The organism is Pseudomonas sp. IT-P253 (assembly GCF_949768125.1).
Taxonomy (GTDB): Bacteria; Pseudomonadota; Gammaproteobacteria; order Pseudomonadales; family Pseudomonadaceae; genus Aquipseudomonas.
On record NZ_CATKPT010000037.1, the window covers coordinates 12,647 to 28,852 of the forward strand.

General features: G+C 60.2%; 16 protein-coding genes. 10 read left to right on the plus strand and 6 right to left on the minus strand.

Translation table 11 applies throughout. The features are described 5' to 3' along the window. Positions 1–102 precede the first annotated feature (102 nt). Positions 103–909 (minus strand): sulfite exporter TauE/SafE family protein, encoded by an 807-nt coding sequence (locus tag ACM6IR_RS19650; protein ID WP_414909230.1) that lies wholly within the window; start codon positions 907–909, stop codon positions 103–105. Positions 910–1,072: 163 nt separating this feature from the next. Between ACM6IR_RS19650 and ACM6IR_RS19655 the strand changes: the two genes are divergently transcribed. Continuing rightward, positions 1,073–1,936: an MBL fold metallo-hydrolase gene (locus tag ACM6IR_RS19655; protein WP_414909231.1), complete on the plus strand. Its 864-nt coding sequence runs from the start codon at positions 1,073–1,075 to the stop codon at positions 1,934–1,936. A 521-nt stretch (positions 1,937–2,457) separates the two neighbouring features. Here the strand turns inward: ACM6IR_RS19655 and bkdR are convergent. Further along, positions 2,458–2,946, minus strand: coding sequence for a Bkd operon transcriptional regulator BkdR (gene bkdR, locus ACM6IR_RS19660; protein ID WP_414909232.1), 489 nt, complete (start codon positions 2,944–2,946; stop codon positions 2,458–2,460). Positions 2,947–3,131: 185 nt separating this feature from the next. Here bkdR and ACM6IR_RS19665 point away from each other — a divergent pair, with 185 nt between their 5' ends. The 5 genes from ACM6IR_RS19665 to ACM6IR_RS19685 all read left to right on the plus strand — a co-directional run bounded on the left by ACM6IR_RS19665 (position 3,132) and on the right by ACM6IR_RS19685 (position 9,429). Beyond that, positions 3,132–4,367: a 3-methyl-2-oxobutanoate dehydrogenase (2-methylpropanoyl-transferring) subunit alpha gene (locus ACM6IR_RS19665; RefSeq protein ID WP_414909233.1), complete on the plus strand. Its 1,236-nt coding sequence runs from the start codon at positions 3,132–3,134 to the stop codon at positions 4,365–4,367. Position 4,368: 1 nt separating this feature from the next. Further along, positions 4,369–5,427, plus strand: a complete 1,059-nt coding sequence (locus tag ACM6IR_RS19670; RefSeq protein WP_414909234.1) for an alpha-ketoacid dehydrogenase subunit beta — start codon at positions 4,369–4,371, stop codon at positions 5,425–5,427. Further along, positions 5,428–6,705, plus strand: a complete 1,278-nt coding sequence (locus ACM6IR_RS19675; protein WP_414909235.1) for a dihydrolipoamide acetyltransferase family protein — start codon at positions 5,428–5,430, stop codon at positions 6,703–6,705. Between the two features lie 18 nt (positions 6,706–6,723). Next, complete coding sequence (gene lpdA / locus ACM6IR_RS19680) at positions 6,724–8,109, plus strand: dihydrolipoyl dehydrogenase (RefSeq protein ID WP_414909236.1); 1,386 nt, start codon at positions 6,724–6,726, stop codon at positions 8,107–8,109. Between the two features lie 300 nt (positions 8,110–8,409). Then, positions 8,410–9,429 carry a branched-chain amino acid aminotransferase gene (locus tag ACM6IR_RS19685; protein WP_414909237.1) on the plus strand — a complete coding sequence of 340 codons (1,020 nt, stop codon included), beginning with the start codon at positions 8,410–8,412 and terminating at the stop codon, positions 9,427–9,429. A 137-nt stretch (positions 9,430–9,566) separates the two neighbouring features. Here the strand turns inward: ACM6IR_RS19685 and ACM6IR_RS19690 are convergent, their stop codons facing one another. Then, the gene (locus ACM6IR_RS19690) at positions 9,567–10,481 is read right to left on the minus strand and encodes a LysR substrate-binding domain-containing protein (RefSeq protein WP_414909238.1); all 915 of its coding nucleotides are present in this window, start codon (positions 10,479–10,481) and stop codon (positions 9,567–9,569) included. A 105-nt stretch (positions 10,482–10,586) separates the two neighbouring features. Between ACM6IR_RS19690 and ACM6IR_RS19695 the strand changes: the two genes are divergently transcribed. Beyond that, positions 10,587–11,195 carry a LysE family translocator gene (locus ACM6IR_RS19695; protein WP_414909239.1) on the plus strand — a complete coding sequence of 203 codons (609 nt, stop codon included), beginning with the start codon at positions 10,587–10,589 and terminating at the stop codon, positions 11,193–11,195. A 101-nt stretch (positions 11,196–11,296) separates the two neighbouring features. On the opposite strand, the gene dmeF is transcribed toward ACM6IR_RS19695, so the two are convergent. Both dmeF and ACM6IR_RS19705 read right to left on the minus strand, forming a co-directional pair. Then, entirely contained in the window at positions 11,297–12,238 is a 942-nt protein-coding gene (gene dmeF / locus ACM6IR_RS19700) for a CDF family Co(II)/Ni(II) efflux transporter DmeF (protein ID WP_414909240.1), read from the minus strand. A 12-nt stretch (positions 12,239–12,250) separates the two neighbouring features. Continuing rightward, entirely contained in the window at positions 12,251–12,526 is a 276-nt protein-coding gene (locus ACM6IR_RS19705; protein WP_414909241.1) for a metal/formaldehyde-sensitive transcriptional repressor, read from the minus strand. A gap of 179 nt (positions 12,527–12,705) precedes the next feature. On the opposite strand from ACM6IR_RS19705, the gene ACM6IR_RS19710 reads away from it, so the two are divergent. Continuing rightward, entirely contained in the window at positions 12,706–13,737 is a 1,032-nt protein-coding gene (locus ACM6IR_RS19710; protein ID WP_414909242.1) for a D-cysteine desulfhydrase family protein, read from the plus strand. 3 nt (positions 13,738–13,740) lie between these two features. On the opposite strand, the gene ACM6IR_RS19715 is transcribed toward ACM6IR_RS19710, so the two are convergent. Next, the gene (locus ACM6IR_RS19715) at positions 13,741–14,079 is read right to left on the minus strand and encodes an FKBP-type peptidyl-prolyl cis-trans isomerase (RefSeq protein ID WP_414909243.1); all 339 of its coding nucleotides are present in this window, start codon (positions 14,077–14,079) and stop codon (positions 13,741–13,743) included. A gap of 164 nt (positions 14,080–14,243) precedes the next feature. Between ACM6IR_RS19715 and ACM6IR_RS19720 the strand changes: the two genes are divergently transcribed. Both ACM6IR_RS19720 and ACM6IR_RS19725 read left to right on the plus strand, forming a co-directional pair. Next, on the plus strand, positions 14,244–15,317 hold the full coding sequence (locus ACM6IR_RS19720) for a diguanylate cyclase domain-containing protein (RefSeq protein WP_414909244.1): 1,074 nt from the start codon (positions 14,244–14,246) through the stop codon (positions 15,315–15,317). A 190-nt stretch (positions 15,318–15,507) separates the two neighbouring features. Then, positions 15,508–16,113, plus strand: a complete 606-nt coding sequence (locus ACM6IR_RS19725; RefSeq protein ID WP_414909245.1) for a DJ-1/PfpI family protein — start codon at positions 15,508–15,510, stop codon at positions 16,111–16,113. The last annotated feature ends 93 nt before the right edge of the window (positions 16,114–16,206 follow it).

Consider the following 16,206-nt stretch of genomic DNA (forward strand, 5'->3'; position numbering starts at 1 on the left):
TACGAAGCCGGTGGGCTGGGACGTATGCTACTTGGGTAGCGGATAGCTGCTTCGATGGGAGGAGAGAAGTGTCGGGATTCAGATAGCGAGGGTAAGCCCCCCCTACGCGACCGTTCTGAACAACATGTAGGCGGCGACCACGATGCAAATGGCGGCAAAGCCTGTTTGCAGGGCCCGGGGGGGTACGCGCGCGCACAGCTTTCGGCCAATGATCATGCCGACAATGCTCGCGGCGATGAAGGTGTAACCGAGGCTGTCGATACGCACCCCGGCTTGATACGCGCCGACCACGCCGATCGCGGAAATCAGGCTGATCACCATCAGGGACGTGGCGACGATCCCGCGCATTTGCACATCGGTCAGCTGCTTGAACGCCGGTACGATCAGGAAACCACCGCCCACTCCGAGCAAACCGGACACCACCCCGGTCACCGCGCCCAGTGCGGCGAGCGTCGCGGTGCATTTGGCGGTCCAGGAAAACCGCCCGGTCTGTTGATCGAGCATGCAGTTTTTCTGCCCCCAGTTGGCGTGGCCGTGGTCGCTCGGTCCTTCATCGTGTCGCTCACGGCGCAGCATTCGCGAGGCGACCAGAACCATCAGCAGGCTGAACAGGATCATCAACAACTTTTCCGGTAGCTGATGGGCGAAGAAAATGCCCAACGGCGAAAAAACCGCCCCCAGTAGCGCAATCAACAATGCCGCGCGATAGCGCACCAGTCCGTGGCGCAACCCGTCGATGGCCCCGATAGCCGCCGCACTGCCCACCGCGAACAGCGCGACGGGCGCCGCCTGGGTCATCGTCCAACCCAACCCCAGCACCAGGGCCGGTACCGCCAGAATGCCGCCACCGGCCCCGGTCAACCCGAGCACCAACCCCATCACCACGCCAAAGAAACTCGCCAGCAACATAGAACACTCGTGATCTGTGACAAAAAAGCCGGGAGCGCCCGGTATCGATGACTGACAGGATAGAGCCCGCGCCGCTTTTTTCCTTCATGGAATTGATCGGGGGCTGGTCAGCAAGGGGAAAATGAATCTAACCTCAAGGCCTGTCCTATAAGAAACGGCCACCATGCCTGCCTTGATTGAAGCTTTTCTTGACCCTGCCTCGTCGACCTACAGCTACGTGATCCATGAGCACGATGGCGGGCACTGCGCAATCGTCGACCCGGTGCTCGACTACGACCCGGCCGCCGGACGCACCGCGACTGTGCAGGCCGACAAGATCATCGCCTTCGTCCGCGAACATCGATTGCAGGTGCAATGGCTGCTGGAAACCCATGCCCATGCCGATCATTTATCCGCCGCGTCTTACCTGCGCCGGGAGCTGGGCGGGAAGATCGCCATCGGCCAGTCGATCAGCAAGGTTCAGGGCGTATTCAAGACCCTGTTCAATCTGGAACCGGAGTTTTGTGTCGATGGTTCGCAGTTCGATCATCTGTTCGCCCCGGACGAGTCGTTCATGATCGGCAACCTTAAGGCCACGGCGCTGCATGTGCCCGGCCACACCCCGGCGGACATGGCTTACTTGATCGACGGCGATGTGATTCTGGTGGGCGATACATTGTTTATGCCGGACGTGGGCACCGCGCGCTGCGACTTTCCCGGCGGCAACGCCAATCAGCTGTTCACGTCGATCCACAGACTGTTGGCGTTCCCCGCCAGCGTGAGTTTGTACGTCTGCCATGATTATCCGCCCCAGGGCCGCGAATCCCGTTGCATGACCACGGTTGGCGAGCAGCGCAAAAGCAATATTCACGTCCACGACGGCATCGACGAAGCGGCTTTCGTCGCGATGCGCACCCAGCGCGATGCAGGGCTCGGCATGCCGACGCTGCTGCTACCGGCGATCCAGGTGAATGTGCGGGCGGGGAATTTGCCACCGGCCGAAGACAATGGCGTGACGTACCTGAAAATCCCGATAAACAAACTCTGACGCTGTAGCAGCTGTCGAGCACCGCGAGGCTGCGTCGGCGGTCTGCCTGAAGGAACCCGCTTGCGACGGCTGCGCCGCCGAACGCTGCCTCGCGGTGCTCGACAGCTGCTACGCAGGTTGGGTTTAGCCGGCCAGGGTCAGGCCGTTGGCCGAAACAATCGCGTGACATACCCGAAAAATCCCCCTGAACAAACTCCGACGCTGTAGCAGCTGCCGAGCACCGCGAGGCTGCGTCGGCGGTCTGCCAGAAGGAACCCGCTTGCGACGGCTGCGCCGCCGAACGCTGCCTCGCGGTGCTCGACAGCTGCTACGCAGTTTGGGTCTAGCTGACCAGGGTCAGGCCGTTGGCCGAAACAATCGCGTGACATACCCGAAAAATCCCCCTGAACAAACTCTGACGCTGTAGCAGCTGTCGAGCACCGCGAGGCTGCGTCGGCGGTCTGTCAGAAGGAACCCGCTTGCGACGGCTGCGCCGCCGAACGCTGCCTCGCGGTGCTCGGCAGCTGCTACGCAGGTTGGGTCTAGCCGGCCAGGGTCAGGCCGTTGGCCGGCAACGGCAGTGCCGTCTTATAGCGCACCTGCTTGAGCGCGAAGCTTGAACGGATGTTGGCCACGCCGGGGACTTTGGTGAGGAAATCCATCATGAATCGCTCCAGCGACTGGATGGTTGGCACCAGCACGCGGATCAAATAGTCCGGGTCACCAGCCATCAGGTAGCACTCCATCACTTCCGGGCGATCCGAGATCGCCTCTTCGAACTGCGCCAGCGCCTCTTCCACCTGCTTCTCCAGGCTGACATGGATGAACACGTTGACGTGCAGCCCAAGCAGGTCGGCATCCAACAAGGTCACTTGCTCACGAATCAGGCCCAATTCTTCCATCGCCTTGACCCGATTGAAGCACGGCGTCGGCGACAGGTTGACCGAGCGTGCGAGGTCGGCGTTGGTAATGCGGGCATTCTCCTGAAGGCTGTTCAAAATGCCGATATCGGTACGGTCCAGTTTACGCATGAGACAAAAACACCTGTTTTTTATGTTTGTGCAGATTTTTTATCCTCAAATGGTCTCCAACGCAACGAAACAGAGATAAATATTCTTCTTGGCCGGGCCTATGATTGTTGTAGGACAAGATTCCTTTTATCGAAGGAACTCTGTCAGCTCACTACAAGAAATTCACAAGATCGAGCGTAGAAGCCATGAACCAAGCGTACGAACCGCTGCACCTGCACGTTCCCGAACCATCGGGCCGCCCTGGCTGCAAAACCGACTTCTCCTACCTGCGTCTGACCGATGCCGGTACGGTGCGCAAACCCGCCATCGACGTTGAACCTGCCGACACTGCTGATCTGGCCAAGGGCCTGATTCGCGTGCTCGACGACCAGGGCAACGCCCTCGGTCCCTGGGGTGAAGGCGTTCCGGTAGAGATCCTGCGTAAAGGCATGCGCGCCATGCTCAAGACGCGGATCTTCGACAACCGCATGGTGGTCGCCCAGCGTCAGAAAAAAATGTCGTTCTACATGCAGAGCCTTGGCGAAGAAGCCATCGGCAGTGCCCAGGCCCTGGCCTTGAACATCGACGACATGTGCTTCCCCACCTACCGCCAGCAAAGCATCCTGATGGCGCGGGAAGTACCGCTGGTGGATCTGATCTGCCAACTGCTGTCCAACGAGCGCGATCCGCTCAAGGGCCGTCAGTTGCCGATCATGTACTCGGTCAAAGAATCCGGCTTCTTTACCATTTCCGGCAACCTCGCCACCCAATTCGTCCAAGGTGTGGGCTGGGGCATGGCGTCGGCAATCAAGGGCGACACCAAAATCGCCTCGGCCTGGATCGGCGACGGTGCCACTGCCGAATCCGACTTCCACACTGCCCTCACCTTCGCCCACGTTTACCGGGCGCCGGTGATCCTCAACGTGGTCAACAACCAGTGGGCGATCTCCACGTTCCAGGCGATTGCCGGTGGTGAAGCCACCACGTTCGCCGGTCGTGGCGTTGGCTGCGGGATTGCCTCCCTTCGGGTCGATGGCAACGATTTCGTCGCGGTCTACGCTGCCTCTGCCTGGGCCGCCGAACGAGCGCGCCGCAACCTCGGCCCGACCATGATCGAATGGGTCACCTACCGCGCCGGCCCGCACTCCACGTCCGATGATCCGTCCAAATACCGTCCTGCCGACGACTGGAGCCACTTCCCGCTGGGCGACCCGATTGCCCGCCTGAAGCAGCACCTGGTGAAAATCGGCCACTGGTCCGAAGAGGAACATGTCGCCGTCAGCGCCGAACTGGAAGCCGAAGTCATCGCGGCGCAGAAAGAGGCCGAACAGTACGGCACCCTCGCCGGTGGCCAGATTCCAAGCGCCGCGACCATGTTCGAAGACGTCTATAAAGAGATGCCGGAGCACTTGAAGCGCCAGCGTCAAGAGTTGGGGATCTGACATGAACGACCACAACAACAATATCCAGTTGGACACCGCCATGACCACAACCACCATGACCATGATCCAGGCCCTGCGCTCGGCCATGGACGTGATGCTCGAACGTGACGACAACGTGGTGGTCTTCGGCCAGGACGTCGGCTACTTCGGCGGCGTGTTCCGTTGCACCGAAGGCCTGCAAACCAAATACGGCACCTCCCGGGTGTTCGACGCGCCGATCTCCGAAAGCGGTATCGTCGGCGTCGCCGTCGGCATGGGCGCCTACGGGTTGCGTCCGGTGGCTGAAATCCAGTTCGCCGACTATGTCTACCCGGCGTCGGACCAGATCATTTCCGAAGCGGCACGCCTGCGCTATCGCTCGGCCGGCGAGTTCACCGCGCCGATGACCTTGCGCATGCCGTGCGGCGGTGGCATCTACGGTGGCCAGACGCACAGCCAGAGTATCGAGGCGATGTTTACCCAGGTCTGCGGCCTGCGTACTGTCATGCCGTCCAACCCCTACGACGCCAAAGGCCTGCTGATCGCCTCCATCGAAAACGATGACCCGGTGATCTTTCTTGAGCCAAAACGCCTGTACAACGGCCCGTTCGACGGTCACCACGACCGCCCGGTGACACCGTGGTCGAAACACCCGGCCGCACAAGTGCCGGACGGTTACTACACCGTGCCGCTGGATGTCGCCGCCATTACTCGTCCGGGCAAGGACGTCACCATCCTGACCTACGGCACCACAGTGTATGTGTCGCAAGTAGCCGCCGAGGAAACCGGCATCGACGCGGAAGTCATTGACTTGCGCAGCCTGTGGCCGCTGGATCTGGACACCATCGTCAAGTCGGTGAAGAAAACCGGCCGTTGTGTAGTCGTCCACGAAGCAACCCGCACCTGCGGTTTCGGCGCCGAATTGGTCGCCCTGGTGCAAGAACACTGCTTCCACTACCTGGAAGCGCCTATCGAGCGCGTTACCGGTTGGGACACCCCCTACCCGCACGCACAAGAGTGGGCGTATTTCCCTGGTCCGTCCCGTGTGGGCGCGGCTTTGCATCGGGTTATGGAGGTCTGAATGGGCACGCACGTTATTAAAATGCCGGACATCGGTGAAGGCATTGCAGAAGTTGAATTGTCGGTGTGGCACGTCAAAGTCGGTGACATGGTCGTCGAGGATCAGGTGCTGGCCGATGTCATGACCGACAAGGCGATGGTCGACATCCCTTCGCCCGTGCATGGCAAAGTGATTGCGCTGGGCGGTGTGCCGGGCGAAGTGATGGCGGTCGGCAGCATCCTCATCAGCATTGAAGTTGAAGGCGCGGGCAACGTTAAAGAGTCGGCCCAGCCGGCGGTTGCCGCTGCCGTGAAAGAAGCACCGATTGCGGCACCGAAAGTTGAAGCCGCGGTGCAAAGCAAACCGCTGGCGGCCCCACGTCCGGCTGCCGCTTGCCAAGGCCCGATGGTCTCTCGCCAAGCCGATGAACGTCCGCTGGCCTCACCGGCGGTGCGCAAACATGCGCTGGACCTCGGTATCCAGTTGCGTCTGGTGCGCGGCACCGGCCCTGCCGGTCGTGTCCTGCACGAAGACCTCGACGCCTATCTGGCGCAGGGTCAGCAGCCGCAATCGAGCGCTGCCGCCGCTTACGCCCAGCGTAACGATGAAGAGCAAATCCCGGTCATCGGCATGCGTCGCAAGATTGCCCAGCGCATGCAGGACGCCACCCAGCGCGCCGCCCACTTCAGTTATGTCGAGGAAATCGACGTCACTGCCGTCGAAGAATTGCGCGCGCATCTCAACGAAAAACACGGCGCAACCCGCGGCAAGCTGACCTTGCTGCCGTTCCTGGTCCGCGCCCTGGTCGTCGCCCTGCGCGACTTCCCGCAGATCAACGCCCGCTACGACGACGAAGCCCAGGTCATCACCCGCCTCGGCGCAGTGCACGTGGGGATTGCTACGCAAGCTGACATTGGCTTGATGGTGCCGGTGGTGCGTCACGCCGAAGCCCGCAGCCTGTGGGACAGTGCGAGCGAAATCGCCCGTTTGGCCACGGCGGCCCGTACTGGCAAGGCCAGTCGCGATGAATTGTCTGGCTCAAGCATCACCCTGACCAGCCTCGGTGCCTTGGGCGGCATCGTCAGCACGCCCGTGCTGAACCTGCCGGAAGTGGCGATTGTCGGCGTCAACAAAATCGTCGAACGGCCGATGGTGGTCAAAGGCCAGATCGTGATTCGCAAGATGATGAACCTCTCCAGCTCCTTCGATCACCGTGTGGTCGATGGCATGGACGCGGCGCAATTCATCCAGGCCGTTCGCGGCTTGCTCGAACAACCCGCCACGCTGTTTGTGGAATAAGCATTTGTGGAGCAAGGCATGCAACAGACTTTGAACACCACGCTGCTGATCATCGGCGGCGGCCCTGGCGGTTATGTAACGGCCATTCGTGCCGGCCAGTTGGGCATTCCAACCATTCTGGTGGAAGGCCAATCGCTGGGCGGAACGTGCCTGAACATCGGCTGCATTCCGTCCAAGGCGCTGATCCACGTCGCTGAACAGTTTCACCAGACGCAACACCACAGCAAAAATTCGGCCCTGGGCATCAGCGTCTCGGCGCCTGTTTTGGACATCAACAAAAGCGTCGAGTGGAAGGACGGCATCGTTGATCGCCTGACCACCGGCGTTGCGGCGCTGCTGAAAAAGAACAAAGTCCAGGTGATTGAAGGCTGGGCCAAGGTCATCGACGGCAAAACCGTCGAAGTCGGCGACCTGCGGATCCAGTGCGAGCACCTGGTGCTGGCCACCGGTTCGAAAAGCGTGAACCTGCCGATGCTGCCGATTGGCGGGCCGATCATCTCCTCCACCGAAGCCCTGGCGCCGACGTCCGTGCCAAAACGGCTGATCGTGGTCGGTGGTGGTTACATCGGTCTGGAGCTGGGGATTGCCTACCGCAAGCTCGGCGCCGAGGTCAGCGTGGTCGAGGCTCAGGAGCGTATCCTGCCGGCCTACGATGCCGAATTGACCCAGCCCGTTCATGAAGAATTGAAAAAGCTCGGGGTAAAGCTTTACTTGAAGCATAGCGTTCAAGGCTTTGATTCTGCTGAAAATACCCTGCAAGTACTTGAGCCTGGCGGCGGCACCTTGAACCTGGAAACCGATCAGGTGCTGGTGGCTGTCGGTCGCAAACCGAATACCCAGGGTTTTAACCTTGAAGCATTGAACCTGGACATGAACGGTTCAGCGATCAAGATCGACAACCGCTGCCAGACCAGCATGCGCAACGTCTACGCCATCGGCGACCTGAGCGGCGAACCGATGCTTGCGCACCGGGCCATGGCTCAGGGCGAGATGGTGGCCGAACTGATCAGCGGTAAAGCCCGCGAGTTCAACCCGACCGCTATTGCTGCCGTGTGCTTTACCGACCCGGAACTGGTGGTGGTCGGCAAGACCCCGGACGAGGTCAAGGCCGCCGGTCTGGACTGTATCGTGTCCAGCTTCCCGTTTGCGGCCAATGGCCGGGCGATGACGCTGGAGTCGAAAAGTGGCTTCGTGCGGGTCGTCGCCCGTCGGGACAATCATCTGATTGTTGGCTGGCAAGCGGTCGGTGTCGGCGTTTCGGAGTTGTCGACGGCGTTCGGCCAGAGCCTGGAAATGGGCGCGCGGCTGGAAGACATCGCTGGCACCATCCATGCCCACCCGACGCTGGGTGAAGCGGTCCAGGAAGCGGCGTTGCGTGCCTTGGGGCATGCGTTGCACCTCTAAACCCGGACGCAAAATCCCGTAGCAGCTGACGAGCACCGCGAGGCAGCGTTCGGCGACGAAGTCGTCGCAAACCAGCCACTCAGTGCGCTCAGGCACACCGCGCCAGGCGGATTACGACGGCTACGCCGCCGGACGCTGCCTCGCGGTGCTCGACAGCTGCTACATCAGGTTGCATCGATAGTCGTAGAGATCGAATTGCAGGCTGCGAAATACCCGCAGAATGAAGTATTGTTGTCCCCATCCAGAAAAACGTCAGAAGCCTTGAACCGTTTCGGCGGTTGTTAAGCGATAGAGGGTGTCATGGGTAACGAAAGCATCAATTGGGACAAGTTGGGTTTTGACTACATCAAGACAGACAAGCGCTATCTGTCGCACTGGCGTAATGGCGAGTGGGACAAAGGCACCCTGACCGAAGACAATGTGCTGCACATCAGCGAAGGCTCGACTGCCCTTCACTATGGCCAGCAATGCTTCGAAGGCATGAAGGCCTATCGTTGCAAGGATGGCTCGATCAACCTGTTCCGTCCGGATCAGAACGCCCTGCGCATGCAGCGCAGCTGTGCACGCCTGCTGATGCCGTTCGTGGAAACCGAACAGTTCATCGAAGCCTGCAAGGAAGTGGTCCGCGCCAACGAGCGTTTCATCCCGCCTTATGGCACCGGCGGCGCGCTGTACCTGCGTCCGTTCGTGATCGGCGTGGGTGACAACATCGGCGTGCGTACCGCTCCCGAGTTCATCTTCTCGATCTTCTGCATTCCGGTCGGCGCTTACTTCAAGGGTGGCCTGACCCCGCACAACTTCCTGATCTCCAGCTACGATCGCGCAGCCCCACAAGGCACTGGCGCGGCCAAGGTCGGTGGCAACTACGCGGCCAGCCTGATGCCAGGTTCCCAGGCCAAGAAGGCGCATTTCGCCGACTGCATCTACCTGGACCCGATGACCCACACCAAAATCGAAGAAGTCGGTTCGGCCAACTTCTTCGGGATCACTCACGACAACAAGTTCGTCACACCGAACTCGCCGTCGGTACTGCCGGGCATCACCCGTCTGTCGTTGATCGAGCTGGCAAAAACGCGTCTGGGCCTGGAAGTGGTTGAAGGTGACGTGTTCATCGACAAGCTGTCCGACTTCAAGGAAGCCGGTGCTTGCGGTACCGCTGCCGTGATTACCCCGATCGGCGGCATCAGCTACAACGACCACCTGCATGTGTTCCACAGCGAAACCGAAGTCGGCCCGGTCACCCAGAAGCTCTACAAAGAGCTGACTGGCGTACAAACCGGCGACATCGAAGCGCCAGCGGGTTGGATCGTCAAGGTCTGATCCAGCCCCTGTAGCACTAAAAAAAACCACCCCTCGCGAAAGCGTCGGGTGGTTTTTTTATTGGCCAGTCGTTTCTCGGCGCAGGTCATCGGCAGGCGCTGGCGAAGGCCCGGCCCACCGATCTTTTGATCTTCAAATTACCCTGCAATCAACTGCTCCACCTGCCCGGCATCCTCTTGAATCCGGGCAAACAACCACTCCACAAACACCCGTGTTGGCGCCGTCACATCCGGCGCAACACCGTAGTAATAACGTGGCAACGGCATTCTCATCTCGGGCAGCGGGCAGATCAGGCGCCCACTCAACAGATGGGTGCCCAATAAGGAGGTCGGGCACAAGGCGATGCCCTGCCCCTCCACAGCGGCCTGAAGCACCAGGTGCATATGATCAAACTGCCGGGTTCTCTGAGTGGCTGACTGGCTTTGACCAAAGTGCATGGCCCAATTGTGCCAGTCCTCGCGACGCGCCTTGGCGGTCAGTAACGTGTGCCGGGTCAGGGCAGTGAGGTCTTCAAGGGCCAGGCGCCCAATCAGCGATGGCGCCGCGACCAGCAACAGTTCGTCGTCGAACAGTGCCCGTGCCTCAATCGCCGGCGCCCAATCATCACGACCACGGCGAATAACGACGTCAAACCCGTCGCGCGCATGATCGGGTGCCTGGGTTTGGGTGATCACCTGCGGTTTGATGCCCGGGTGCTGCGCCATGAAATCCTCCAGCCTGGGCGTCAGCCAAAGCATGGCAAAGGACGGCCGAACATTGATTTTCACGATCGGCAGCGAGGCCTGCTGCTTGAGCGCTGCGGCGGCGTTGGCGATCTGCGACAGCCCGGCGCTGACCTGCTCATAAAAGCGCTGGCCGGCGGTCGTCAACAGCGATTGACGGACACGCCGCTCGAACAACTGCACGCCCAGGTGCTCCTCAAGCAATTTGATGTGCCGGCTGACGGCACTATGGCTGACATGCAGCTCTTCGGCCGCCAGGCTGAAACTTTGATGACGAGCGGCAACGGCGAAGGCGCGAACAGCATTAAGCGGAGGTAGTTGATTGATCATGCGTCTAATTTAGTCACATATGCGCCGCAATTAAAGCGTTTGTCACGCCCCCGTCGTCACGCCAATCTGCCAGCACGCAGCCAGCGTCATCTGACGGAGCAAGACATGAACAGCTACGGACTCTTTCTACTGTTTGCCACCCTGACCATTCTGAGTCCAGGGCCTGGCGTGGTCCTGACCTTGTCCAATGCGGTGCGCCACGGCTGGACGGGGGCGATACCGGGAATTCTGGGCATCGCGTCGGGCGCGTTTGTCGTCGCAACCATCAGTGCCACCAGCGTGGGCTTGATCCTCAGCACCTCCGCGCACGCCTTCACTCTGTTGAAGTATGCAGGGGCGGCTTACTTGCTGTACCTGGGTTACAAGAGCTGGCGCTCCGATCGTTTTAACAGACTGCTTGAAACGCGCCCCTCCAGCCCTGGCTACCGCTATTTGGAGGCGGCTTCGATTCAGTTTCTGAACCCAAAGGCGGTATTTTTCTTTTTGGCGGTGTTCCCGCAATTTATCGACACCTCGGCGCAGTTCTCCGCCCAGTTTTTCAAACTGGTCGCCTCCTACGCTGTCCTGGTGATTTTGGTGCATGGCAGCTATGCCTTGCTCGCCAATGCCGCCAAGGGCTGGCTCTCCAGCCCTCGGGGTTCCTGGCTGGCCGCGAAAGTCTCGGGGGTGACCTTCGCCGGTTTTGGCGTGTTGATGGCTTCGGCCAGTCGCTAAGGTATAAGGCAGGCACGGGCAGGCGAACCCGTGGCGTGTCTGTCGCCGCTAGGCGATAAACGGGCGCATTGCGCTTTTCAGCGACTGCCCCTGAACATGCATCAGCCGTTGCGATGCTCGACCGTCAGGTGAGACAACTCATGAACCGGCACCAGGCGCTCACGAACCATGTCGGCACTGACGCCAGCAACGGCCACGACGCTGACAATGGCTGCCCGCGCCTGAGGCCCGACTTGCCAGACGTGAAGGTCGCTGATGCGCACATCATCCGATGATTCCAGCAGTTCGCGAATTTGCGCGACAACCTGCTCATCGGTGGCATCGAGCAGCACTGAAGCACTGCTGCGCATCAGGCCATAGGCCCAGTTCGCGATGACTATGGCGCCGACGATACCCATCACCGAATCAAGCCAGACCCAACCCAGGAAGCGTCCGGCCAGCAACGCGGCGATGGCCAGGACCGAGGTCAAGGCGTCAGCGAGCACATGGACGTAAGCCGAGCGCAGATTGTTGTCGTGATGATGCTCGTGATCATGACTGTGCCCGTGATCATGGTCGTGATGGTCGTGATGACTATGCCCATGATGACCGCCCAGCAACAGCGCACTGACGATGTTCACCGCAAGCCCGACCACCGCAATCAACGTCGCCTCTGTAAACGCCACGGTAGTCGGCTGAAACAAACGAAAAATGGACTCAGCGGCGATGCCGAGCGACACCAGGCCCAGCACCATGGCCGAGGCAAAACCGGCCAGATCACCGACCTTGCCGGTGCCGAAACTGTAACGGGTATTGTTGGCATGGCGTCGGGCAAAACCGTACGCCGCCGCGGCGATTCCCAAGGCTACGGCATGTGTCGCCATGTGGAATCCATCGGCCAGCAGTGCCATGGAGCCAGTGATGTAGCCGGCAGCAATCTCGCCAATCATCATGACGAAGGTCAGTGCCACCACCCATAACGTTCGGCGGGCATTTTCATCGTGGTTGGCGCCGAGAAACATGTGATCGTGGGAAAAATGCGAAGCCTGTGGCGTCAGTGTCATGTGCGTGGGTCTCTATTTCGAATAACGACGGATGGCTTGCAGTAAATCTTCCAGACCTTCAGCGCGCTCTTCATCGCTCAGGCCGGGATGCGCCACGTGTTCACGGGCGTGGGCTTCGATGAATTGATCCAGCAAGCCGTTGACTGCACCGCGAACGGCCGCGACCAGATGCAGGGTCTTCGCGCAATCGGCGTTGGACTCAAGCGCCCGCTCAACGGCCTGGACCTGCCCTGAAATGCGCCGGACGCGGTTGAGCAAGTCATCTTTGTGTTCGTGGATGTGCGACATACCTATACCCCCTACCCCTATTTTCCGCGCATAGTCACCGATCCTGACGGAACTGGCAAGCGGCCAATCCAACGAATTAGATACATCAGGTAATAGGAGTAATAACCCACAATGCATTTATCCCGAGCGGCTTTCTCCCTACAGTCACTCGGATAACCGTGACCAACGAGGCTCCATTGATGCAAACCCTACTGGACAAGTCGCTGAGTTCTTTTGCACGGACAGACCTCCTGCAAGGCCCCACGCCCATCCAGCGGGCCGAACGCCTTGAACAGTTGCTGGGCTTGAAGTCGCAGGGAATTGGTCTGTTTCTCAAGCGCGACGATCACATGTTGATTGGCGGTGGCGGTAACAAACTGCGCAAACTCGAATTCCATATCGGTGCAGCGCTGGCGGCCGGCGTCGACACGGTCATTACCATCGGCGGCCTTCAGTCCAACCATGCGCGCCTGACCGCCGCCGTTTGCGCTCGCTTGGGCATCGCGTGCGAATTGATCCTGACCCGGTCGGTGCCTAAAACCGACGTGGATTACGAACTCAATGGCAACGTCCTGCTCGACCAGTTGTTCGGCGCAGAAATGAGCGTGTTTCCCGCTGGCACCGACTCACTCGCCAAAGCCGAACTACGCGCAGCGCAACTGCGGGACGCGGGGCGCACGGTGATGGTGCTCCCCACCGGGGGCTCAACGCCGTTGGGCAGTCTCGGCTATGCGCGCTGTGCAGCCGAGATCGCGCAGCAGGAAACGCAACTGGGCGTCACCTTCAACCAGGTCGTGGTACCCAACGGCAGCGCCGGCACCCACGCCGGGCTCGCGGCCGGCTTCCAATTGCTGGATCGAGGCACGTCTATCGTCAAGTCTTACTCGGTTTTATCCGACCGGGACTCATCAGCCGCCAGGACCGTGCAATTGACCCAGAATACCCTGGCGTTGTTGGGCAGCAGCGCCATCGTGCAGGCTGACGAAATCACCCTTGACGGCAGTCAACTGGGTGACGGTTACGGCCTGCCGACGCCAGCCATGCAGGACGCGGTACGCCTGATGGCCCGCGCCGAAGGTGTGTTGATCGACCCGGTGTATTCCGGCAAAGCGTTCGCCGGGTTGTTGGCCGATCTCAGGCCCGGACGCTACCGCTCCGGGGACAACGTGCTATTTGTGATGACCGGCGGCACTCCGGGCCTGTATGCCTACCGGGAAACCTTTCAGGCCTGACCGTCAATCGTCACGGGTGAGCACTTCCAGCAATTCAATCTCGAAAATCAGGTTCGAATTCGGCGTGATCGCCCCCATCGAACGCTCGCCATAGCCCAGGTGCGCCGGCACCAGCAGTTTGCGCTTGCCGCCGACCTGCATGCCCATAATCCCCTGATCCCAGCCCTTGATGACCCTTCCAGTGCCAATCACGCACTGGAAAGGTTTGCCTCGACTGTAGGAAGAATCGAATTCGGTGCCGTCTTCAAGCCAGCCGCGGTATTGAGTGGTGATCAGCGCACCTTTGACCGCGGCTTTGCCTTCGCCCACTTCAAGATCGATTACCTGCAATTCCTCATTCATCACGTTCACTCTATTGTGCACCCACCCAACAGGGCGTAATGGGCGCCGTTTTCCCAGAAATACGCGCGATTGGCAACCCATTCGATCTGTTTCCGGCATTCACCGTGAACTAAGATATGCAACACCTACCCGACGGTTCAATACGCCATGATGGCAATCCCGGAATGAATATGGACTGGACCAGCGCGGTCATCGCCTTGGTGATGCTTGCCCTGATCGTCGCCTTGATCTGTCGCGAGCGCGCGCTGCAAAAACAGCTGGCCGAGCTTCGCGTGCTCGTTGCCAGCCTGACCGATGGGCAAAATATCCGCCAGGACGGTGACGCCGAACGCTTCAAACGTAGCCAATACTTCGCCCGCATCGGCACCTGGGACTGGGATGTCGACACCGACAAACTCTACTGGTCGGACGCGATTTACGGCATGTTCGGCTTCAAAATCGGTGAGGTGACGCCCTCATACGCCTTGTTTTGCGCCTGCGTGCACCCGGACGACCGTGCAACGGTTCGGGCCGGTGAACTGCGCTGCCTGGAAACCGGCGAAAACCATGACGAGGAATACCGGGTCGTCTGGCCCGATGGCACCATCCGCTGGCTTCGGGAGACCGGCAATGTGGTGAAGAACGATCACGACACGACCATCAAGATGATGGGGGTGGTGCGCGACATCACCGAGGAAAAAGCCTCTGCCAGTTACCTGCAACACCTGGCCCACTACGATCCGCTGACCGGCCTGCCCAATCGCCTGGTGCTGGAAGAGCGCCTGTGCGAAGCCCTGGAGCAGGCCCGAGTCAGCGCCACGCGTGTCGCGCTGGTGTTTGTCGATCTCAATGGCTTCAAGGCAATCAATGACCGCTACGGCCATGCGGCCGGCGACCGGGTGTTGATCACTACCGCCACCCGGTTGAAGAGGATCCTGCGTTCAACCGACACCGTCGCCCGGCTCGGTGGCGACGAATTTGTGGTCATCCTGCAAGGCCTGCCACAGGGCAACAGCCTGCAAGACGAAGCCCGCACCATTTGCCAGAAAATTTTCGTCGAACTCTCACCGCCAATCACCATCGGCAATGACCAACGGCACATCGGCACCAGCCTTGGGGTCGCGATGTTCCCGGACCATGCGCCGAGCATGGACCGGTTGATTCACATCGCGGACCTGGCGATGTATGAGGCCAAGCGCAGCGGGAATAATCAGTATCGGCTGGGAAGTGAAAGCCTGGTGCGCGCCTGCAGCGAATAACCTTTTTCGCTGCGCTGGTAGACGTCAGGGCGCGCGGTCGCCAACCCCCACTTGCGGACGTTGTTGACCCCGAACTCCGACTGCGCCCGGACGTAATCATTCATTACTGTTGCGATGATTCTGTGCCGGACTGTACGGGAGGCTTCATCCATCGTCGGCGTAGGCTGTGAAAAAACATCGGGAATTCGCCATGCACATCGCCATTCTGACGTTTGACGGCTTCAACGAACTGGATTCACTGATCGCCTACGGCATGCTCAGCCGGATTTCCCTGGTCGGCGACAAGGATTGGCGGGTGAGCATCGCTTCGCCGTCGTCTCGGGTCACCTCCATGAACGGTTTGACCATCGACGCGCACGTTGATCTGGCAGAGGCTTGTCAGGCGGACGCGGTGCTGGTGGGCAGTGGCATGAAGACCCGTGAAGTGGCCAATGATCCAGCGATCATGGATCAGCTGCGTTTCGATCCTTCCCGCCAGTTACTGGGCTCTCAGTGCTCCGGAACCTTCCTGCTGGCCAGGCTTGGACTTCTTGGCGAGGCACCGGCCTGCACCGACACCACCAGCAAACCCTGGGTGCAGGCGGCAGGCGTGAACATTGTTAATCAGGCGTTCTACGCCAACGGCAACATCGCCACCGCCGGCGGCTGTTTCTCCGCGCAGTATCTTTCAGCCTGGTTGCTGGCGCGGCTCAAGGGTGCAGAAACAGCGCGGGAAGTGCTGCACTACTTCGCTCCGGTCGGCGAGAAGGACGAGTATGTGGCCAGGGGGATGGCGCATATCGAGACGTACATCTGACAGTCTGGTTGCCAGTTCGAACGGATTCGCGAGCAGGCTCGCTCCCACAGGGGTTGCGGCCATACACAAATATCCGGCTTCTCCAAAATTAAC